This is a genomic window from Actinomadura sp. NPDC048021, assembly GCF_040653135.1.
Lineage (GTDB): Bacteria > Actinomycetota > Actinomycetes > Streptosporangiales > Streptosporangiaceae > Spirillospora > Spirillospora verrucosospora.
Genome location: NZ_JBEZJQ010000006.1, coordinates 80,864 through 100,212 on the forward strand (window position 1 = coordinate 80,864; position 19,349 = coordinate 100,212).

General features: G+C 72.7%; 17 protein-coding genes. 14 read left to right on the plus strand and 3 right to left on the minus strand.

Annotated features, from left to right (window positions below; genetic code table 11):
* Positions 1 to 70: 70 nt before the first annotated feature.
* Positions 71 to 451 carry a hypothetical protein gene (locus AB0C87_RS12175; protein ID WP_353832516.1) on the plus strand — a complete coding sequence of 127 codons (381 nt, stop codon included), beginning with the start codon at positions 71 to 73 and terminating at the stop codon, positions 449 to 451.
* A gap of 60 nt (positions 452 to 511) precedes the next feature.
* On the opposite strand, the gene AB0C87_RS12180 is transcribed toward AB0C87_RS12175, so the two are convergent.
* Positions 512 to 940, minus strand: coding sequence for a hypothetical protein (locus AB0C87_RS12180; protein WP_353832517.1), 429 nt, complete (start codon positions 938 to 940; stop codon positions 512 to 514).
* Positions 941 to 1,239: 299 nt separating this feature from the next.
* Between AB0C87_RS12180 and AB0C87_RS12185 the strand changes: the two genes are divergently transcribed.
* Genes AB0C87_RS12185 through AB0C87_RS12195 form a run of 3 tightly spaced genes read left to right on the plus strand, consistent with a single transcriptional unit; the run spans position 1,240 to position 4,485 of the window.
* Complete coding sequence (locus AB0C87_RS12185) at positions 1,240 to 2,724, plus strand: hypothetical protein (protein WP_360577384.1); 1,485 nt, start codon at positions 1,240 to 1,242, stop codon at positions 2,722 to 2,724.
* A 16-nt stretch (positions 2,725 to 2,740) separates the two neighbouring features.
* Positions 2,741 to 3,865, plus strand: coding sequence for a hypothetical protein (locus AB0C87_RS12190; RefSeq protein WP_360577386.1), 1,125 nt, complete (start codon positions 2,741 to 2,743; stop codon positions 3,863 to 3,865).
* A 5-nt stretch (positions 3,866 to 3,870) separates the two neighbouring features.
* Positions 3,871 to 4,485 carry a TetR/AcrR family transcriptional regulator gene (locus AB0C87_RS12195; RefSeq protein WP_345180920.1) on the plus strand — a complete coding sequence of 205 codons (615 nt, stop codon included), beginning with the start codon at positions 3,871 to 3,873 and terminating at the stop codon, positions 4,483 to 4,485.
* Here the strand turns inward: AB0C87_RS12195 and AB0C87_RS12200 are convergent.
* A complete protein-coding gene (locus AB0C87_RS12200; protein WP_345180921.1) occupies positions 4,472 to 5,734 on the minus strand; it encodes a hypothetical protein in 1,263 nt (420 codons plus the stop codon). The two genes, AB0C87_RS12195 and AB0C87_RS12200, sit on opposite strands and share 14 nt — an antisense overlap.
* 323 nt (positions 5,735 to 6,057) lie before the next feature.
* On the opposite strand from AB0C87_RS12200, the gene AB0C87_RS12205 reads away from it, so the two are divergent.
* The 10 genes from AB0C87_RS12205 (at position 6,058) to AB0C87_RS12250 (ending at position 17,145) form a co-directional block, all read left to right on the plus strand.
* Positions 6,058 to 7,158, plus strand: coding sequence for a dihydrodipicolinate reductase (locus tag AB0C87_RS12205; protein WP_345180924.1), 1,101 nt, complete (start codon positions 6,058 to 6,060; stop codon positions 7,156 to 7,158).
* Positions 7,159 to 7,169: 11 nt separating this feature from the next.
* Positions 7,170 to 7,907 carry a glucose 1-dehydrogenase gene (locus AB0C87_RS12210; RefSeq protein ID WP_360577389.1) on the plus strand — a complete coding sequence of 246 codons (738 nt, stop codon included), beginning with the start codon at positions 7,170 to 7,172 and terminating at the stop codon, positions 7,905 to 7,907.
* Positions 7,908 to 7,941: 34 nt separating this feature from the next.
* Positions 7,942 to 8,745, plus strand: a complete 804-nt coding sequence (locus AB0C87_RS12215) for a class I SAM-dependent methyltransferase (RefSeq protein WP_360577391.1) — start codon at positions 7,942 to 7,944, stop codon at positions 8,743 to 8,745.
* A 112-nt stretch (positions 8,746 to 8,857) separates the two neighbouring features.
* Positions 8,858 to 10,024: an ROK family protein gene (locus tag AB0C87_RS12220; RefSeq protein ID WP_353832524.1), complete on the plus strand. Its 1,167-nt coding sequence runs from the start codon at positions 8,858 to 8,860 to the stop codon at positions 10,022 to 10,024.
* A 74-nt stretch (positions 10,025 to 10,098) separates the two neighbouring features.
* On the plus strand, positions 10,099 to 11,568 hold the full coding sequence (locus tag AB0C87_RS12225) for a sulfatase-like hydrolase/transferase (protein WP_360577392.1): 1,470 nt from the start codon (positions 10,099 to 10,101) through the stop codon (positions 11,566 to 11,568).
* A complete protein-coding gene (locus tag AB0C87_RS12230; protein WP_360577394.1) occupies positions 11,568 to 12,338 on the plus strand; it encodes an ABC transporter permease in 771 nt (256 codons plus the stop codon). Before AB0C87_RS12225 ends, AB0C87_RS12230 begins: the two co-directional genes overlap by 1 nt.
* Positions 12,335 to 13,111, plus strand: coding sequence for an ABC transporter ATP-binding protein (locus AB0C87_RS12235; protein WP_345180935.1), 777 nt, complete (start codon positions 12,335 to 12,337; stop codon positions 13,109 to 13,111). Before AB0C87_RS12230 ends, AB0C87_RS12235 begins: the two co-directional genes overlap by 4 nt.
* Positions 13,108 to 14,088, plus strand: a complete 981-nt coding sequence (locus tag AB0C87_RS12240; RefSeq protein ID WP_360577396.1) for an aliphatic sulfonate ABC transporter substrate-binding protein — start codon at positions 13,108 to 13,110, stop codon at positions 14,086 to 14,088. Before AB0C87_RS12235 ends, AB0C87_RS12240 begins: the two co-directional genes overlap by 4 nt.
* A 57-nt stretch (positions 14,089 to 14,145) precedes the next feature.
* Positions 14,146 to 16,149: a family 20 glycosylhydrolase gene (locus AB0C87_RS12245; RefSeq protein ID WP_360577398.1), complete on the plus strand. Its 2,004-nt coding sequence runs from the start codon at positions 14,146 to 14,148 to the stop codon at positions 16,147 to 16,149.
* Positions 16,150 to 16,356: 207 nt separating this feature from the next.
* On the plus strand, positions 16,357 to 17,145 hold the full coding sequence (locus tag AB0C87_RS12250; RefSeq protein ID WP_360577400.1) for a formylglycine-generating enzyme family protein: 789 nt from the start codon (positions 16,357 to 16,359) through the stop codon (positions 17,143 to 17,145).
* Between the two features lie 48 nt (positions 17,146 to 17,193).
* On the opposite strand, the gene AB0C87_RS12255 is transcribed toward AB0C87_RS12250, so the two are convergent.
* Positions 17,194 to 19,347 (minus strand): trehalase family glycosidase, encoded by a 2,154-nt coding sequence (locus AB0C87_RS12255; protein WP_360577401.1) that lies wholly within the window; start codon positions 19,345 to 19,347, stop codon positions 17,194 to 17,196.
* Positions 19,348 to 19,349: the final 2 nt, after the last annotated feature.

The window sequence follows — 19,349 nt, forward strand, 5'->3', positions numbered from 1 at the left end:
CGTGTCCGCACGCGTATCGGAGCGCCGCACACCTTTTCGGATGCGTGGAGCGCCTCTAGGCTCCGCTGCTATGGAGCCTGACGCGTTCACGAGTTCTCCAGTGGTCTGGCTGGTGACCGAAGACATCCACCTCATCCGTTCGGACACCATCACCAGCATCGGGGTGACCGGCGACCAACTCACCGTCTGGCAGGGCGACCGGGCGACGACCGTGGTGCAGGTCGGCCTCCGTCAGCAGTTCGCCACGAGATACGCCGGCATCTTGGCCCAGCGCCTCGCCTCCGCCGCCACCGACCCGCCTCTCGATCCGGTGGGCAAGCCCTACCCCGCCGTGTACGTGTGGCTCCACCTCGACGATGCGGCGGAGCCCTCCTGGGAGGTGAGGGTCGCGGGCGGCGGCGAAGGCGCCGACCCTCCCGAGCCGCCCTTCAGCGCCGGCGCACCGGCCTGAGGGAACGCCGCCGCGTCCCGGCGGCACGCCGGGACGCGGCGTACCGCCGGAATGCGGTGATCAGTCGGTCTGCTTCGGGTAGGTGCCCGTGCCCTTGACATGGATGCCGTCGGGGCCCGGCGGCTTACTGAACCGGAGCGTGTAGACGCCGTATTCGAGTTGCACGCTCTCGGTGATGATGAGCGGTTTCCCCTCGTCGTCCTTTATCTTGCACTTGTAGTCCTTGTCGAGGACCCTTCTCGGCGGGCTGACGATGGTGTCGTACTTGTAGATCTCGAAGTAGTAGGGCTCGCCGGGGACGCCGAGGCACTGCCACTTGAAGGTGTCAGTGCCCGCGTTCTGGGAGAACCTCTTGGAGTCCCACTGCTTCGCGAAGGTGACGTCGAAGGTCTTGGTGACGTTCTCGCGGCGGGCGGCCTCGGCGGACGGAGCCGCCGTCAGCACCCCTGACGCGACGACCGCCATGACGAGACAAGCGGTTTTTCGCATACACCCCTCCTTCTGTTTGCGAGCACCAGTTTCACCCGCCAGAGGAGATCATTTCAGTAGGCCGGACATTACGAACCAGTAGATTCTCTCTCGGCCGCCGAATGGTGTTTTTATCAGCCTTAGGGTGCAGATTTCCATTTTTATGGCTACCTGCACGCCTCGGGGGCAGTGCGGCGCCGGAGGGGGTAGCAGCGGCTGGCGGGGGCTGGTTCGTCAGGGCCTCGCCCTTGCGCGGCGGCTCGGCCTGGGTTAATCATACATTCACTCGTTGTGTGTATGAATGGATGGGTGGTGGCGGGATGCCGCGCGGGACGGCCGTGGTGCTCGGCGGGAGTGTGGCGGGGCTGTGCGCCGCGGGGGTGCTCGCCCGGCACTTCGCGAGGGTGGTCGTGCTGGAGCGGGACCGGCTGCCGCCGGAGGCCGAGCACCGGCGGGGCGTCCCGCAGAGCAAGCACCCGCACTTCCTTCTCAACTCCGGCCGGCGGGCGATCGGAGAGATCTTCCCCGGGTTCGAGGAGGCGCTCATCGCGGCGGGCGGGATGCACCTCATGCCGTCGATGGACGCGGCCTACTGCGAGAACGACGGCTGGGCGCCGCGCAAGTCCGGCTCGATGACGATGGTGTACAGCTCCCGTGTGCTGATCGAGCGGGTCCTGCGCGACAAGGTCCGCGAGCTGCCGGCCATCGAGATCCGCGAGGGCGTGACCGTCACCGGGCTCCGCTCCGCGGGCGGTCGCGTCGTGGGGGTCGAGTACGGCGACGGTCATCTGGCCGCCGACCTGGTCGTCGACGCGCTCGGTCGCGGCTCCTCGGTCGTGGACTGGCTCGGCGCCGCCGGGTGGCCCGCGCCTCCGGAGAAGACGCTCGACGCCAAGGTCACCTACACCTCGCGCTGGTACGACCTGCCCCCGGCGGGGCGGCGTCCGGAGACGTGGTGGTGGAAGCACCTGGTCATCACCCCGACCCAGGACGGCGGCGACCACCCTGCCGAGCACGAGTTCCTCAGCAACTTCTTCCCCATCGAGGGCGAGCGCGCCATCGTGTGCATGGGGTCGTGGGGCATCGAGATGCCGCGCAGGGTGGAGGCGTTCGAGGACGCGCTGGACCGTGTGCGGACACCGGTGTTCGCGCAGGCGGCCCGTGCCTGCACTCCGACCTCCGGGGTGCATCTGACCCGTTCGACCGGTAACAAGTGGCGCCGGTACGACCTGCTCAGGACGCCCCCGATCGGGCTGGTGTGCGTCGGTGACTCGATCTGCGCCTTCAACCCCTTCTACGCCCAGGGGATGAGCTCCGCCGCCCGTTCCGCTCTCATCCTCGACGAGGTGCTGCGCAGGCGCGACGCCGTCGACCTCGCGTTCATGCGCGAGTTCCTGCGCGGGCAGAGGAGGTCGCTCCAGGTGCCCTGGATGCTGGCGATGGCCCGTGACCAGGCGTACGACTTCGCGACCGGGACCGAGGTCGCCGCCGCCTGGCGCCGCAGGCTCACCGCGCGCCTGAGCTGGCCCGTCTTCAACGCCATCACCGCCGCGAGCCGCGAGGACGCCTACGTCGAGCGGACGTTCGCGCAGGTGTTCAACCTCGACAGGTCGCTCCGGCAGATGGCCGCCGATCCGCGGTTCTGGTTCGGCGTCGTGCGCTACGAGCTGCGGAAACGGCTCGGCCGCACCGTCGTGCCCCACGGGTTCGACGACCGGAGGGATCCGCCCGGCATCGACTTCACCGGTTACACCGGCCCCCGCGGCGCCTCCCCGGCCCGCGGCGACGACCTTGTCGGCACCTGACGCCGGGAGGCGGCTCATGGGTCCCACCTGCGATCCGGCGGCCGAGCGCGTCGCCGGGGAACTCGGTTTCTCCTGCCACGGCGCCGATGCCGTGGTGAGCTTCCGCAACCCGTTCGACCTGGCCGACGGCACCATGGCCGTGCTCGAACTGCTCATCGTCGGCGGCGCGGTGTTCGCCCTGGTGCACGCGTGGCGGCGGTGGCGGCGCGACGGCGATCCGGTCAACATCTCGCTGTGGTTCGCCTCGGTCGTCTACCTGGCCGTGATCGAGCCGCCGCTGTACTTTCCCGGCTGGTTCGGTCTGCAGGACCACGTCGGGTTCATCTTCTCCCACAACGTGTTCACCGTGCAGTTCATGTACGACCGGCTGCCGCTGTACATCGTGGCGTTCTATCCCGCGATCTCGCAGCTCGCCTACGAGCTCGTCCGGGTGCTCGGCGTCTTCGCACGGCGCGGGCCGCTGGCCGGCTCGGTGGCGGTCGCGTTCGCGTGCCAGGTCTTCTACGAGGTCTTCGACCAGCTCGGCCCGCAGCTGAGGTGGTGGGCGTGGAACGAGGCGAACGAGAAGATCAACCAGCCGGCGCTCGCCTCGGTGCCGATGAACAGCATGCTGCTCTTCGCCTCGGTCTCCTTCGGGGCCATGACCTACCTCGTCGTCCGCCTGACCGGTGGACGGGACGGCCGCGGCGCCCTCACCGGCCCGCGGATCGGTCGGCGCACGCTGGTCGCCGGGGCCGTGACGCCCCTGGCGATGATCGTCGTGAGCGCCCCCAGCGGCGCCTTCGAGGGCCGCCTCGGGGTCCAGCGGGCGATCCTCGGCGCCGAGCTCGCCGCGGTCTGGGTCGCCGGCCTCCTCCTGCTCGCCGACGCCTGGCGGGCGCGGCGCGCCGGGACGGCCGTCCCGGCGGTGTCGCCGCTGTTCGCGAGGACCTATCCGGTGCTGTACCTCGGCGTCCACGTCGTCTTCTGGCTCATCGCGCTGCCCGCGTACCTCGCCTCGTCCGGCGGCGTCACCGAACAGGGCACGCCGATCGGCAGCCTCTGGTACGCCGCGCTGTGCTCGGTCGCCGCCGCCGGGATCATCGCGGCCGCGCTCCGCGCGAGCGTGGCACGGGGGGCGGCGGGACCTGTGCGATCCTGAGGCCCATGGGGCACCACGGCTGGGGAGGCCGGCCTCCCGCGTCGGAGGCCGAGGCCCGGCAGCGCATCGTCGACGCGACCGTCCGCTGCATCGACAGGCACGGCGTCGCGAAGACGACGCTGTCCGACGTCGCGAACGAGCTCGGGGTGACCCGCCAGACCGTCTACCGCCACTTCGGCCGCATCAGCGACATCATCGGCGAGGTCGCGGCCCAGGGCGCCGAGTCGTTCGTCGACCGGATGATCGCCCACCTCCAGGGCATCGGCGACCCGGCCGAGGCCGTGGTCGAGGGCATGATCTTCTGTGTGCGGACCATCCCGAACGAGCCGCGGCTGAGCCTGCTGCTCCAGCTCGACGACTCCGCCGCCTTCGGCCGCGGGGCCACCACCGCCGACGCCATCGCCTACGGCGCCGAGATGCTGCAGCGCTTCCCCGTCGACTGGGCGGCCGCCGGTGTCGGCGAGGACGAGCTCGACGGCCTCGCCGAGATCGTCATGCGCCTGCTGACCTCGCTGCTGCAGCACCCGAGCGAGCCGCCGAGGGACGAGGCGCAGGTCCGCGCCGTCCTGCACCGGTGGCTGGCCCCCGCCCTGCGCGCCGGCGCCGTCACACAGGGGTGATCGGCAGGGAGCGCCGCGGTCGGAAGGCGAAGGCGGCGCCGGTGCTGAAGCGGACGACGGCCACCTCGTCGGGCTCCGGGGCCGGGTCGTCGCGGCGGACGACGGTCAGCCGCCATTCCCCGTCGCCGGAACCGTGCGCCTCGACGTCGAGGCGGGGGTCCACGGCGCGGACGACGGCCTGGAGCGCGGTCGTCCATCCGGGTCCGCAGAGGGAGATCCAGGCGCCGTCCTCATGCGCGGGAGACGGGCGGACGACGATGTTCGCGCCCTCGATGCCGGCGTCGACGTAGGCCGAGGGGTTGAGGAGGGGGTGCACCGCGAGAAGGCGGGCCGCTCCCTCCGCGTCGCGCGGCGGGTCCAGGGCGCGGGCGAGCCGCTCGGCGGCGACGCCGGCGATGCCGACGAGCTGCTTGCGGCGGATGCGGAGCAGTTCGCCGGCGTCGGCGGCCCGCCGGGCCACGGAGAGGGTGAAGGCCCGGTTGAGCAGGTGCATCTGGAGGCAGACCTCGTCGGCGATCCGTGCCAGCGCGGAGCGGGAGAAGGCGGCGAAGTCGAGGTCGGAGAGCAGGGGCCCGGAGTAGTCGGCGAGCCCGTCGTCGGACGGGTCGATCGGTGCGAGTTCGAGGGTCGCGGCGCGGGAGCGCTCGTTGTCGGCGAGCAGGGGGATGCCCTCGGCGTCGGGGTGGGACTCGTCGATGACCACCGTCCACGCGCAGTGGGGGTGCCGGTCGGCGGGACGGCGCGGCGGCCGGTGGATCGGCCGCACCTGGGCCTTGGGGTTGGTCGCGACCGCGGTGGCGTCGAAGGTGGGGTCCTCGATGTCGTGGCACATGGAGCGGACGTAGTCGTCGCCCATCGGCTCCACGTCCATCAGGGCGCCGCAGTGGTCGAGGTGGAACTCGCCGTGCCACCGGTCGTGGACGGTGTAGCGGAAGTCCATGAACTGCGGCGGGGCGCCGATGTCGAGCTGGAGGCCCTTGAAGATGGTCGGGACGTCGCCCTCGCCCGGCACCTCGGGGGCGTAGCCCAGGGCTCGCTGCATCCGCCTGGTGTAGATCGGGCTCGACGCCGCCCACTCCTCGATCGCGATCCGCGCCATCTCCTCCCTGCCGAACGCGGAGATGCACCACGCCATCCCGGAGCGGTCGATGAGCTGCCCGATCAGGAGCAGCTCCGGCACGACGACCGCGAGCTCTCCGCGGGTCAGGCCCGCGTACCGGCTCGGAGGCGTCGCCGGCGGGTCGGCCATCTGCGGTTCTCCTTGCCTCGGCGGTCCCGTCCACCTGCGACCGAGGCGGCGGGGAGGTGCCGGCGCCGCGGTCCCACGCCGGGCGCGGCTCCGGAGCGCCCGGCACCATAGTAGAACGTGTTCCAATGAAACTGGAAGCCTGTCCGGACACCTGTCCGGATGCCCGCTGCATCCGCCGGGCATTGCGACGAGATCGAGCCTCGACCTATGCTGGACATGTGTCCAGCAGCTGACCGGCGCGGCGCGGTGAACGCCGGAAGCGTCCGTCCCCACGGCGCCCGGTAACGCGTTCTATCGACCGTCCCCTCCCGTCGAGGAGCACCATGGCCCTCCGCGTCCTGCACGTGGCCACCGGCAACGTCGGCCGCATCGCCCTGGGGCAGCTGATCGAGGACCCCCGCTTCGAGCTGGCCGGACTGGTCGTCTCGAACCCCGCGAAGGTCGGGCGCGACGCCGGCGAGCTCGCCGGGCTCGACGTGGTCACCGGGGTCGCGGCCACCGCGGACCTGGAGGCGGCGCTCGCCGCGCGGCCCGACTGCACCGTCTACTGCGCGATCGGCGAGACCCGGCTGCCCGGCGCCCTCGCCGACATCGGGACGATCCTCGCCGCGGGCAGCAACGTGGTCGCCTCCTCTCCGGTGCCGCTGATCTACCCCTGGGGGCTGCTGCCGGAACGCATGATCCGTCCCGTCGAGGACGCCTGCCGGGCGGGCGGGACGAGCCTCTTCACCACCGGAGTGGACCCCGGCTGGGTGAACGACCTGCTGCCCTTCGCGATCGCGAGCACCTGCCAGCGGGTGGAGCAGGTGCGCTGCTCGGAGATCGCCGACTACGCGACCTACGACGGCGGTCCGGTCATGTTCGACTTCATGGGCTTCGGACGACCCGTCGGGGACCTGCCGAAGATCCTGCGCCCGGGGATGCTGGCCGCGTCGTGGGGCGTCAGCCTCCGGATGCTGGCCCGGGGGTTCGGCTTCGAGCTCGACGAGATCACCGAGTGGTTCGAGCAGGAGCCGGCGCCGGAGGCGTTCGACGTGGCCGCCGGGCACATCCCGGCCGGCGGGATGGCGGCCGTCCGGTTCCAGATCAGCGGCGTCGCCGGCGGCAGGGAGGTCCTCGTCATCGACCACACGACCCGGCTGCGCGGCGACCTGCGGCCGGACTGGCCGCAGCCGGCGCAGGACGGCGGCTCCTACCGGGTCGAGATCGTCGGGGAGCCCTCCTACCGCGTCGACGTCTGCCCGACCAGCGCCAGGGGGGACCACAACTACGCCGCGATCGCCGCGGGCGCCGGGCGGATCGTCAACGCGATCCCCGACGTCGTCGCGGCGCCGCCGGGGCTGCGGACGCCGCTCGACCTGCCTTTCACCACCGCCCGCGGCGTCTTCGCCGCGGCGCTGACCGACCGGGGCACCGGCAGATAGGGACGGCGACCATGGGACGTGTGGACGGGAAGACCGCTCTGATCAGCGGCGGGGCCCGCGGCATCGGCGCGGCGAGCGCCTGGGCCCTGGCCGCCGAGGGCGCCAGGGTCGTCATCGGCGACGTCCTCGACGACGAGGGCAGGGCGGTCGCGGACGAGCTGGGCGACGCGGGACGCTACGTGCACCTCGACGTGACCAGCGAGGACGACTGGGCGGCGGCCGTCGCGACCACCGTCGCCGAGTTCGGCGCGCTGAACGTGCTGTTCAACAACGCGGGGATCGCCAACGGCGCGGCCGTCAACCGGTTCAGGCCGGAGAAGTGGCGGCAGATCATCGACGTCAACCTCACCGGCCCGTTCCTCGGCATCCGCGCGGCCGCCGACGCGCTGATCGCCGCCGGAGGCGGGTCGATCATCAACAACTCCTCCATCGAGGGCCTGCGCGGCACCTCCTGGGCGCACGGCTACGTGGCCTCGAAGTGGGGGCTGCGGGGCCTGACCAAGTCGGTCGCCGTGGAGCTCGCCCCGCACGGCGTCCGGGTCAACTCGCTGCACCCCGGCCTGATCCGGACGCCGCTCACCGAAGGCATCCCGGACGACATGGTCCCGATCCCCCTCGGACGCCCCGGCCTGCCGGAGGACGTCGCCTCCTTCGTCGTCTTCCTCGCCAGCGACGAGTCGTCCTTCGCCACCGGAGCCGAGTTCGTCATCGACGGAGGGACCGTGCAGCAGATCCCCCACAAGGGCTGACCGCGGCCGGTCCGGCCGTGGTAAGGAGACTGCCGTGCGAAACTCCGCGAAGGACCACGGGACGGGCCCCACCGACTACGACGCCGAACTGCGGCTGCACGACCGGATCCTGCGCCGGGCGGCCGCCGTCCGGCACGACGACCACGTCCTCGACATCGGATGCGGTTCCGGGCACACGACCCGGCAGGCCGCGCGCGCGGCCCGGGCGGGCAGCGCGTTCGGGGTCGACGTCTCCGCGCCCGCCATCGAGCGCGCCCGGGAGCTGGCGCGGGCCGAGGGCGTCGGCAACGTCTCCTTCGAGCGCGCCGACGCGCAGGTCCACCCCTTCCCGCCCGAGCGCTTCGACCTGGCGATCAGCAGGTTCGGCACGATGTTCTTCGACGACCCGGTCGCGGCGTTCGCCAACGTCGGGCGGGGGCTGCGGCCGGCCGGGCGCCTGGTGATGATGGTGTGGCAGCCCGCCGAACGCAACGAATGGGAGGTCGCCATCCGCCAGGCCCTCGCCGGGGCCGGGCAAGCGGAGGCCGCCGCTCCCTCCGGACCGGACGCGTTCTCTCTCGGCGACCCGGAGACCGCCGAGCGGATTCTCAGCGCTGCGGGCTTCGCCGACATCGCCTTCACCGACGTCCACGAACCCGTCTACTACGGGCCGGACGTGGACGCCGCCCTCGGCTGGGTCCGCGGTTTCACCTCCACGAGCGAGGCGCTCCGGCGGCTGGGCCCCGACGCCTCGGCGCGTGCGGTCGCCCGCCTGCGCGAGACGCTCTCAGCTCACCTCGACGGCGACGGTGTCCGGTTCGATTCGCGCGCCTGGATCATCACCGCGCGCCGGCCCTGAACGGGCGGCCGGCCGGGGCCGGCGACGCCCGCCCGGATGCGGGTGCCGTCGACACGGAGGTTTTCGTCCGGAGCATTGACATTAATCGGGTGCATCGTTCATGCTTCCCGGCATGGAGAAGCGGGCTGACGCGCTGCAACGGCTCCGGCAGGCCCATGAGGGCGCCGTTCTGGCGGCGCTGCGCGGCGAGGGGCCGATGAGCCGGACGCGGCTCACCGAGCGCACCGGCCTGTCACGCACGACGCTGTTCGCCATCATCTCCGAGCTCATGGAGCGCGGCGCGGTGATCGAGTCGGGGGCCGAGGACGACGGCCGGCCCCGCGGCCGGGGGCGGCCGGCGACCCGCGTCTCCCTCAACCCCGACGCCGGGCTGCTGATCGGCGTGGATCTCGGCCGGCGGCGGATCCGGGTCGCGATCGCCAACATCGCCCGGCAGGTCGTCGCCACCGCGGTGGACGACTCGGCGCCGGACGCGGACGAGAGCGAGCAGGCAGACCTCGCCATCGCGCTGGTCCGCAAGGTCTGCGACGACCGCGGCATCGGGCTGCGCGCGCTGGAGGCCATCGGGATCGGCCTGGTCGGGGCGATGGACGGCCCCGCCCGCCGGCGGCGGGCCGCCGAACGGCTGGAGGCCGCCTTCGGCACCCGCGTCGAGGTGGACAACAACGCTCGCCTCGCCGCACTGGCCGAGCAGACGTGGGGCGCCGCGCGCTCGGCCGACGACGTGGTCTACGTGCGGTGGGCGTTCGGCGTCGGGGGCGGCTTCATCTCCGGCGGGCGCCTGCTGCGCGGGGGGCACGGGGCGTCCGGCGAGGTCGGCCACGTCTCGGTCGATCCTGCGGGACCGCGGTGCCACTGCGGCGGACGCGGCTGCCTGGAGGGGCGGATCGGCGTGCCGGCGCTGCTGGAGGCCGCCGCGTCGCGGGGCGTCCGGCTGACGGGCACCGACGACCTGCTGGAGGCCGCGCGGTCCCGGACGCCCGCGGTGACCGCGGTGGTCGTCGAGGCGGCCCGCACGCTGGGGACGGTCCTGGCGGGCACCGTGGCCCAGCTCGACCCCCGGCGCGTCGTCGTCGGCGGGGACCTCGCCACGCTCGGCGGCCTGGTGCTCGATCCGATCAGGTCGGCGATCGGCGAGCTCGCCCTGCCGGGCAAGCCGCGCGCGCTCGACGTCGTCCCGGCCGACCTCGGGCCCGCCGCTTCGGCGATGGGCGCGATCGCCCTGGTCCTCAAGGAGCAGGACCCCCTCCCGCCCGGCCCGCTGCCCGCGGACCCGTAGACCCGGCCCGACCTGCGCTCCCGCAACAAAGCGCCTATTTCTGTCAACCCTCAGGAATTAATGAACGGAGTCCCGTGCCCCCTCGCAACGTCCTGATCCTCATGACCGACCAGCACCGGGTCGACACGCTGGGCTGCTACGGCAACCCGGTCGTGCGCACCCCCGCGCTGGACGGGCTGGCGGCCGAGGGCACCAGGTTCGACCGGTTCTACACGCCGACCGCGATCTGCACCCCCGCCCGCGCCTCCCTGTTCACCGGCACCCATCCGTTCCGCCACGGCCTGCTCGTCAATCCCGAGCGCAACGGCGGCGCCAAGGACGAGGTGGACGACGACTTCCCCACCCTCGTCCGGCCGCTGCTGGGCGCGGGCTACAACGTGGGCCACGTCGGCAAGTGGCACATCGGCCGCGAGCGCGGCCCCGAGTACTACGGCATGGACGGCGAGCACCTGCCCGGGGCGCTGAACCCGTTCCACCACCCGTCCTACCAGGCCTGGCTCAAGGGCAACGGGCACCCGCCGTTCAAGGTGCGCGACGCGGTCTTCGGCAAGGCCCCCAACGACTCCGGGCGCGGCCACCTGATCGCCGGGCGGCTGGAGCAGCCCGCCGAGGCGACCGTCGAGCGGTTCCTCGCCGACCGGACGATCGAGCTGATCGACCGGTACGCCGACGACGGGCGGCCGTTCGCGCTGACGTGCAGCTGGTACGGCCCCCACCTGCCCTATCTGCTCCCGGACGCCTACTACGACCTGTACGACCCGGCGGACGTGCCGCTGCCCGCGTCCATGGCCGAGACGTTCGCCGGCAAGCCCGACGTCCAGCGCCGCTACGCCGAGTACTGGTCGGCCGACCACTTCGACGCCGACGCCTGGCGCAAGCTGATCGCCGTCTACTGGGGCTACGTCACGATGATCGACGAGCAGGCCGGGCGGATCCTCGACCGGCTCCGCGAGCGCGGCCTGTGGGACGACACGGCGGTCGTGTTCACCGCCGACCACGGCGAGTTCACCGGCGCGCACCGGCTCAACGACAAGGGCCCGGCGATGTACGAGGACATCTACCGCATCCCCGGGATCATCCGGGTGCCGGGCGCGCCCGTCCGCGCGGTCGACGAGTTCGCCACGCTGATCGACCTGCACCCGACGATCCTGGACCTGGCCGGGCTGCCGCCAGGCGACCCCTGCGACGGCCGGAGCCTGCTGCCGCTCATCCGCGGGGAGGACGACCCGCGCCCCGAGGTGGTCGCCGAGTTCCACGGCCACCACTTCCCCTACTCGCAGCGGATGATCCGCGACCGCCGCCACAAGCTCGTGTTCAACCCCGAGAGCGTCCACGAGCTGTACGACCTGGAGGACGACCCCCACGAGCTGCGGAACGTGTACCCGGCGCCCGCCTACGCGGACGTGCGGCGGGACATGACCGGCCGGCTCTACAGGGAACTGCTGCGCCGGGGCGACCCCGCCTACACCTGGATGAGCTACATGGCCGACATCGGCGCCGGTCGGGCGCCCGACGTCGACGGCGTCGCGGACGAGGTCGCGTGATGGCCGCCGCCGGCCGGGGGCGGGGGCGCCTGCGCTCCGCCTCGCTGACCCTCGCCTCGGCCGCGCTGGGCCTCGCGGTCTGGGTCGGGCTGTCCAGGAGCGGGATCGACGGGTTCCCCGGCCCGCTCCCGGTGGCGCGCCGCGCCGGGGAGCTGGTCGGGGACGGCACGCTGTTCGACGACCTGCTCGCCAGCCTGCGCCGGGTGCTGCTCGGCTTCGTCCTCGGCGTCGTGCTCTCGGTCCCGGTCGGGTTCGCGATGGGCTGGTACCCGGTGGTGCGCGGGCTGTTCGAGCCGTGGCTCCAGTTCTTCCGCATGATCCCGCCGCTGGCGATCATCCCGCTGGCGGTGGTGCTGATGGGCATCGACGAGACCCCGAAGGTCTTCGTGATCTTCCTGGCCGCGTTCCTGTCCTGCGTCGTGTCGACCTACCAGGGCGTGGTCTCGGTCGACCGGACGCTGATCAACGCGGCGCGGGTGCTCGGCGCCGGCGACCGGACCCTGTTCACCGACGTGGTGGTGCCGGCCTCGACCCCGTTCATCCTGGTCGGCATGCGGATCGGGCTCGGGGCGTCCTGGGCCACGGTCGTGGCGGCCGAGCTGATCGCCTCGCAGGGCGGGCTCGGCTACCGGATGCAGCAGGCGCAGCTCTACTACGAGCTCCCGACCATCTTCGTGTCGCTGATCGTGATCGGGCTCACCGGGCTCGCGATGGACCGCCTGCTGCTGCTCGCCGAGCGGCGGCTCACCGGATGGCAGGAGCGCCGATGACCAAGATCTCTTTCCGGGACGTCACCCACCGGTTCGCCTCGTTCACCGCCCTGGACCGCGTCTCGCTGGACATCGCCGACGGCGAGTTCGTCACCGTCGTCGGGCCGTCCGGCTGCGGCAAGAGCACCCTGCTGAACCTCGCCGCCGGGCTGCTCGCACCGGACGCCGGGACCGTCGAGGTGGACGGCGCCCGGGTCGCGGGCCCCGGCCCCGAGCGCGGCGTCATCTTCCAGCAGTACGCGCTGTTCCCCTGGATGAGCGCGCGCAAGAACGTCGAGTTCGGGCTGAAGATCGCCGGAGTGTCGAAGAAGGAGCGCCGCGCGACCGCCGAGCACTACCTCGACCTGGTCGGCCTGGCCGACTTCGCCGACGCGCTCCCGAAGACCCTGTCCGGCGGGATGAAGCAGCGGTGCGCCATCGCCCGCGCCTACGCCGTCGACCCGTCGGTGCTGCTGATGGACGAGCCGTTCGGCGCGCTGGACGCGCTGACCCGCGTCCAGCTCCAGGACGGGCTCCTCGACACCTGGACCCGCGAGCGCCGCACCGTCATGTTCATCACCCACGACGTGGACGAGGCCGTGTACCTGGCCGGGCGGGTGGTCGTCATGGCCGCGCGCCCCGGCCGGATCCACAAGGTCGTCGACGTCGGGCTGCCCTATCCCCGCACCGAGGAGATCCGCCTGTCGCCGGAGTTCGACGAGCTCCGCCGCGAGGTCTGGACGGCCGTCTACCACCAGCCCCCCGCCCCGACCCCCGAAGGGACAGCACCATGAGATCTCTGCGCCTGCTGGCCGCGTCGCTCCTCCTGCTGCCGCCGGCCGCCTGCGGCGGCGAGCACGACGGCGAGACGACCGTGAAGTTCGGCTACATCGCCGACTTCTCGGGCGCGGCCACCCTCGCCGCGGCCGACAAGCTCGGCCTGTGGGAGAAGGCCGGGCTCAAGCCCCGGCTGAAGGTCTTCACCAACGGCCCGCTCCAGATTCAGGCGCTCGGCGCCGGCGACCTCGACTACGGCTACATCGGGCCGGGCGCCACCTGGATGCCCGCGTCCGGCAAGGCCAAGATCATCGCGGTGAACATGCTCGGCCAGGCCGACCGGATCATCGCCACCCCGGAGTCGGGGATCACGAGCGTCGCCGGGCTCCGGGGCAAGAAGGTCGCCGTGCCCGAGGGGACGTCGGGCGACATGCTCCTCCAGCTCGCGCTGAAGAAGGCGGGGATGACCCCGAAGGACGTGAAGCGCGTGCCGATGGACCCGAGCACGGTGGTCACCGCCTTCTCCTCCGGCAAGGTGGACGCCGCCGCGATCTGGTACCCGCTCATCGACACCATCAAGAAGCGCACTCCCGGGCTGGTCGAGCTGTCCAAGAACGCCGACTTCTTCCCGGCGATGTCGTTCCCGAGCTCCTTCGTCGCCCGCAACCAGGTCGTGAAGGACGATCCGGCGACCGTCCGCAAGGTCATCAAGGTGCTCCAGCAGGCCAACGACTGGGTGGACGGCCACACGGCCGAGGCCGAGACGACGGCGGCCGCGTTCGTCAAGGTGCCGCCCGCGCAGTTCAAGGGCGCGTCCGCCGTCACCAGGACCTTCAGCTCGGCGGAGCTGACCCGGCTGACCGGGGACGGGACGGTGAACGGCTGGTACAAGGGCCTGTCCGACATCTTCGTCGCAATGGGCAAGCTGCCCTCCTCCCCCGACCCGGCCGCCTACTACACCGCGAGCCTCTACACGAACGCCGGCAGCAAGTAACCCCCGGACCCGGCCGGCGTCCGGCCGGCCGGGCCGCCCCTGAGGAGGCACACCCCCATGCCCCGTCAACGCGTCCCCCTGTCCCGCCGCCGCACGGTCGCCGCCTCGCTCGCGGCCGTCCTCACCGCCGCCCTGTCCCCGCTCGCCGCCGCGCCCGCGCGGGCCGGCGCGGCCGGGGACCGTCCCGCCGCCGGCCCGCTCGGGCTGGTGCCGAAGCCGGTGTCCGTCGAAGCGAGCGACGGCCCCGGCTACCGGCTCGATCCGGCGACCTCCATCGCGGCGGTCGGCGGCGGGGCCGCGGCGCCCGCCGCCTACCTGGCGAAGGTGCTGCGGCCGTCCACCGGTTACCGGCTGCCGGTCGTGCCCGCGAGGTCCGGCCGGAACCCGATCGTCGTCAAGGTCGGCCCCGGGCTCGGCCCCGCGGGCCGCCCGGAGGGCTACGACCTCACCGCGAACCCGGCGCAGGTCGTCATCGAGGCGTCCACCGCCAACGGAGCCCTCAACGGCGTGCAGACCCTCCGGCAGCTCTTCCCCCAGTGGGTCGAGTCGCCCGCGAAGGCCCGCGCCGCCTGGACGGTGCCGCACGTCGAGATCACCGACTATCCGCGGTTCGCGCACCGCGGCATGATGCTCGACGTCGCCCGCAGCTTCTACCCGGTGGACGAGGTCAGGAAGTACATCGACGCCGCCGCGCAGTTCAAGATCAACCGCCTGCACCTGCACCTGAGCGACGACCAGGGCTGGCGGATCGCGATGGACGCCCCCGCGGTGAACCCCTCCGGGATCGACTACGGCAGGCTGACCTCGGTTTCGGGTTCGACCGCGATGACCCGCAACTCCAGCGGCCAGCAGATGGGCACCGAACCCGGCGTCACCGGCTTCTACACCAAGGCCGACTACGCCGAGATCGTCCGGTACGCGGGGGCGAGCGGGATGACCGTCGTCCCGGAGATCGACATGCCGGGCCACACCAACGCCGCCCTGCACGCGATCCCGCAGCTCAACAGCGCCGGATCCAAGCCGGCCCTGAAGCCGGGAGAGACGACCGTCCCCGCCAACGGCACCCCCGACGTCGGGTACTCGTCGTTCGACGCCGCCAACCCGGTCACCTACGAGTTCACCAAGCAGGTCCTCACCCAGCTCGCGGCCATGACGCCCGGCCCCTACCTGCACATCGGCGGGGACGAGTCGCACAGCACGAGCGGCGCCGACTACCGGGCGATGGTCGACGCCTTCACCGGCCAGGTCGACGGGCTGGGCAAGACGGTCGTCGGCTGGAACGAGACCGCCCGGACCGCGCTCCCGCGAGGCAACGCGGTCGTCCAGTACTGGGCGGGCGACAAGGCCGCCGTGGCCGGCGCCGTCACGGGCAGGGGCGCCAAACTGATCCTCTCCCCTGCCTCCAACACCTACGTCCCGCAGAAGCAGGACTCCCGGCAGCCCCTGGGCGGCACGTGGGCCTGCGGCGGACCGTGCGGCCTGGACCGGCACTACGGGTGGGACCCCGGAACCTTCATCCCCGGCACGTCCGAGAGCGACGTCCTCGGAGTGGAGTCGGCCCTGTGGGGCGAGTTCATCCGGCGCCTCCCGCAGGCGCAGTACTACAGCTACCCGCGCCTGGTCGCCACCGCCGAGGTCGGCTGGACGCCGCAGTCCCAGCGTGACTACACCGGCTTCACCGGACGCCTCGCCATGGTCGGCGGACGCCTGACGCTCCAGGGCGTCAACTTCTTCCCGACCGCGGGCGTCCCCTGGCGGACGGCCGCCCTCGGCTCCGACAGGACCGTCCCGGCGGGCTCGCCCGCCGGTGCCGCCTGGACGGTCACCGCTCCCGCCGCCGGCGCCCTCACCGGCACCGTCACCTGGAGCGACGGCGTCCAGGAGGACGTCACGCTCACCACGTCCCGTGCGGCCAGCATTCCGGACATGCGCGGCAACGCCGCGTTCACCGCCGTCTCGAACCGGACGTTCTCAGCCCCCGGCACCTACACGGCCACCCTCACCCTCCGGCCGACCGGCCAGGCGCCCGTAGAAGCGCCGCTGACCCTGACCGTCTCCTGAACCGGGTGTGCGGGGGACGGACCCGTCCCCCGCACACCTCCATCGGAAGCCATGACCTCAGCCGACATGCCCGCCTGCTGCGCCGCCTCACGCCGGGCGGCACAGCTCTCTCAGCCGGCACAGCTCTCTCAGCCCGCGCGGCTCTCCCAGCCCGCGCGGCTCCCCCGGCCCGCCGTGCCCCCTCGCGCCGCTCCGCGCCTCAACCGCATGATCGTGCTGCCCGGCGGCACCTTCCGCATGGGCAACGAGGACGTCCACGCCAACCCCCGGGACGGCGAAGGGCCGGTCCGCGACGTCCGCGTGGAGCCGTTCCGCATCGACCCGCACGCGGTCACCAACGCCGAGTTCTCCCAGTTCGTCAAGGAGACCGGGTACCGGACCGAGGCCGAGGGCTTCGGGTGGTCCTACGTCTTCCAGGGCCTTCTGCCCCCGGCCGTGGCGCGCACGGCTCCGTCACCGGCCGGGACGCCCTGGTGGCGCGGCATCGAGGGCGCCGCCTGGAACCGCCCCGAAGGCCCGGGCAGCCACGTCCGGCAGCGCCGGAAACACCCTGTCGTCCACGTCTCCTGGAACGACGCCGCCGCCTACGCCGCGTGGGCGGGCAAGCGCCTCCCCACCGAAGCCGAATGGGAGTACGCCGCGCGCGGCGGCCTCGATCAGGCCACCTACCCGTGGGGCGACGAACTGCGCCCGCGCGGCCAGGACCGGTGCAACATCTGGCGCGGCCGGTTCCCCGACCAGCACGAGGGGCGTCCCGGGACCGTCGCCGCCGACGCCTACCGTCCCAACGCCTACGGGCTCTACAACACCGTCGGCAACGTCTGGGAATGGTGCGCCGACGCCTTCACCCGGGACGGCGACACCCGCGCCATGCGCGGCGGCTCGTACCTCTGCCACGACTCCTACTGCAACCGCTACCGCGTCGCCGCCCGCACCTCCAACACACCCGACTCCACCACCGGCAACACCGGTTTCCGCTGCGCCGCCGACGCCTGAACGGCCCCGCGCGACCCGGGCCGTCCGGGCGCCGGCGACGCTCGGGCGTCAGTCCAGGGCCAGCAGCAACGCGGCGGACCAGCTGAAGTTGGTCGAGTTCAGCGGGGCGCCCGTCAGGGGGTTGTAGTTCTCCATGATCGGCGCGTCTCCGAGCAGGCCGGACGCCGAGCCGCGCAGGCGGTCGGCGAGGGCGGACGCGTCGGCGCGGTAGCCGTACCTCCGCAGGCCCTCCAGGGAGAAGTACGCCTGGTCGAGCCAGACGGGGCCGCGCCAGTACTTCTCCGGGGCGAAGTACGGCGAGCTCTTCGCCACCGTCGCGAACGGCATCGGGGTGGCGAACTCCTCCGGGTCGGTCAGCCTGCCGCGGACGGCGGCCGCCTGGGGCCCGGTCGCCACGCCCGCCCAGAGCGGGATCGCCCCCTCGATGCCGCGGCCCCGGTCGGTGAGGCGCCGCCCCGTCGCGAGGTCGGTGTCGTAGAAGTAGCCGGTCGCCGGGTCGTACATCGCCGTGCGGATCGCGGCGGTGAGCGTCCGCGCCTGGGCGGTCAGGCGGCGGGACGCCGCCCGGTCGCCGAGGCGCTCCGCGATCGCCGCGAGGTAGCCCTTCTCGGCGGCGAGGTAGGAGTTGAGGTCGACGGACTCCTGGTTCAGCGAGTAGCCCACGACCCGTCCGGCGGCGTCCCGGTTCTCGACGGCGGTGGTGCCGAGCGCGGCGTCGAAGCGCGGGGCGTTGTCCATGCCGCTCTCCCAGGCGGCGGCCTGCCGCCGGGCCTCCGGGGTGTCGTTGGCCGGGTCGACGGTCGCGCCGTACTCGGCGAGGCCGTCGTGGTCGTGGTCCCGGGTGCGGTACCACCAGTCGTGGTAGGCGACCAGCTTCGGGTACATCTCGCGCAGGAACCGGACGTCGCCGCTGCGCCGGTAGGTCTCCCAGACCGCCCAGGCGGCCAGCGGCGGCTTGGTGTTGCGCTCGTTCCAGTTGCCGCCGCCGCGGGCGGGGTCGTTGTAGAAGAGGCAGTCGGGGATCATCCCGGCGTCCTGCGGCCGGTCACGCGAACCCGCGGTGATCTGGTGGTCGAACATCGACCTGATCTGCGACTGGGCGAGCGCCGGGTCGAAGCCCGCCACGCCGACCGCCTGCTTCCAGGTGTCCCAGGCCCAGAAGCCGCCGGTGAACCACTTGTAGGAGATGGACGGCGTGATGCCGCCGTGGTCGAGCCTCCCGGCCGGGCCGCGCCAGTTCGTGACGAGGGTTTCGAGCGCCTTGACCGCGAGCCGCCGCCGTCCCGCGGGCACGTCGGCGGTGACGGCGGCGACGTACCGGCGCCAGCGGGCGTCGGTGTCGCCGATCGCCTTGCCGGGGCGGCGCAGCAGGTCGCGGACGGCCGCGGCCTCCCGCTCGCGTTCGGCGGCGGTGAAGGTGTAGGTCTCGGTCCAGGTCAGCGCGGACGAGCCGCGCGGCGCGAGGGTCAGCGGGCGCGCCAGGTCGGTCCGGTAGGAGTCGCCGGCGACGGTGGTGCGGACGGGGTCGGCGTGGGTCACCTCGAACCGTTCGGTCCCGTCGGTGAGGTAGTCCCACTGCTCGCGGACGCGGGCGAAGCCGACCGCGACGCCGCGCGCCGTGGCGTGCAGGGACGGCGCGCTTCTCATCGGCTCGTCGTCCGGGCGCAGGAGCGAACCGCTCCAGCCGACCTCCACCGTCCGGGGGCCGTTTCCGGTGTTGGCGATGGAGGCGCGGACGAGCGCGCTGTGCCCGGAGGCGAAGCGCAGTTCGAGGGTGAGCCGCAGTCCCGGCAGGTCGTAGACCTGGCGCAGCATCCCGGGGAGGGCGGTGAGCCGGGGCGCGCCGGCGGCGCCGAGGTCGAGGTCCCGGCCGTCCGCGCGCAGCCGGATCCGGCTGAACGCCTTGCTCAGCCACCACGGGTACTCCTGGGCGATGTAGAGCGGCCCGGAGAACCCGCCGTACGCGTCCTTGTCCCCCGGCCGCGGCAGGGCGTAGGCGTGCCACGCGCCGCGGTCGCTGAAGACGTTGACCTCGTTGACCTCGGCGGGCAGCGCGTTGGACGGGACGCCGTGCAGGTCGAGCACGTCGGCGTAGCCCTCCGGCCCCGTCCTCCGCTCGGCCGCGGAGGACGCCGGCACGACGGTGACGAGGAGGGCGGAGCCGAGCGTCAGCCCGGCCAGGGCGTGGAGCGGTCGTCGCATGA

Bases quoted from the DNA above. Each gene is read 5' to 3' on its own strand.
- AB0C87_RS12175 (WP_353832516.1), top strand. From the start codon at position 71: ATGGAGCCTGACGCGTTCACGAGTTCTCCAGTGGTCTGGCTGGTGACC.
- AB0C87_RS12180 (WP_353832517.1), bottom strand. From the start codon at position 940: ATGCGAAAAACCGCTTGTCTCGTCATGGCGGTCGTCGCGTCAGGGGTG.
- AB0C87_RS12185 (WP_360577384.1), top strand. From the start codon at position 1,240: ATGCCGCGCGGGACGGCCGTGGTGCTCGGCGGGAGTGTGGCGGGGCTG.
- AB0C87_RS12190 (WP_360577386.1), top strand. From the start codon at position 2,741: ATGGGTCCCACCTGCGATCCGGCGGCCGAGCGCGTCGCCGGGGAACTC.
- AB0C87_RS12195 (WP_345180920.1), top strand. From the start codon at position 3,871: ATGGGGCACCACGGCTGGGGAGGCCGGCCTCCCGCGTCGGAGGCCGAG.
- AB0C87_RS12200 (WP_345180921.1), bottom strand. From the start codon at position 5,734: ATGGCCGACCCGCCGGCGACGCCTCCGAGCCGGTACGCGGGCCTGACC.
- AB0C87_RS12205 (WP_345180924.1), top strand. From the start codon at position 6,058: ATGGCCCTCCGCGTCCTGCACGTGGCCACCGGCAACGTCGGCCGCATC.
- AB0C87_RS12210 (WP_360577389.1), top strand. From the start codon at position 7,170: ATGGGACGTGTGGACGGGAAGACCGCTCTGATCAGCGGCGGGGCCCGC.
- AB0C87_RS12220 (WP_353832524.1), top strand. From the start codon at position 8,858: ATGGAGAAGCGGGCTGACGCGCTGCAACGGCTCCGGCAGGCCCATGAG.
- AB0C87_RS12230 (WP_360577394.1), top strand. From the start codon at position 11,568: ATGGCCGCCGCCGGCCGGGGGCGGGGGCGCCTGCGCTCCGCCTCGCTG.
- AB0C87_RS12235 (WP_345180935.1), top strand. From the start codon at position 12,335: ATGACCAAGATCTCTTTCCGGGACGTCACCCACCGGTTCGCCTCGTTC.
- AB0C87_RS12240 (WP_360577396.1), top strand. From the start codon at position 13,108: ATGAGATCTCTGCGCCTGCTGGCCGCGTCGCTCCTCCTGCTGCCGCCG.
- AB0C87_RS12245 (WP_360577398.1), top strand. From the start codon at position 14,146: ATGCCCCGTCAACGCGTCCCCCTGTCCCGCCGCCGCACGGTCGCCGCC.
- AB0C87_RS12250 (WP_360577400.1), top strand. From the start codon at position 16,357: ATGATCGTGCTGCCCGGCGGCACCTTCCGCATGGGCAACGAGGACGTC.
- AB0C87_RS12255 (WP_360577401.1), bottom strand. From the start codon at position 19,347: ATGCGACGACCGCTCCACGCCCTGGCCGGGCTGACGCTCGGCTCCGCC.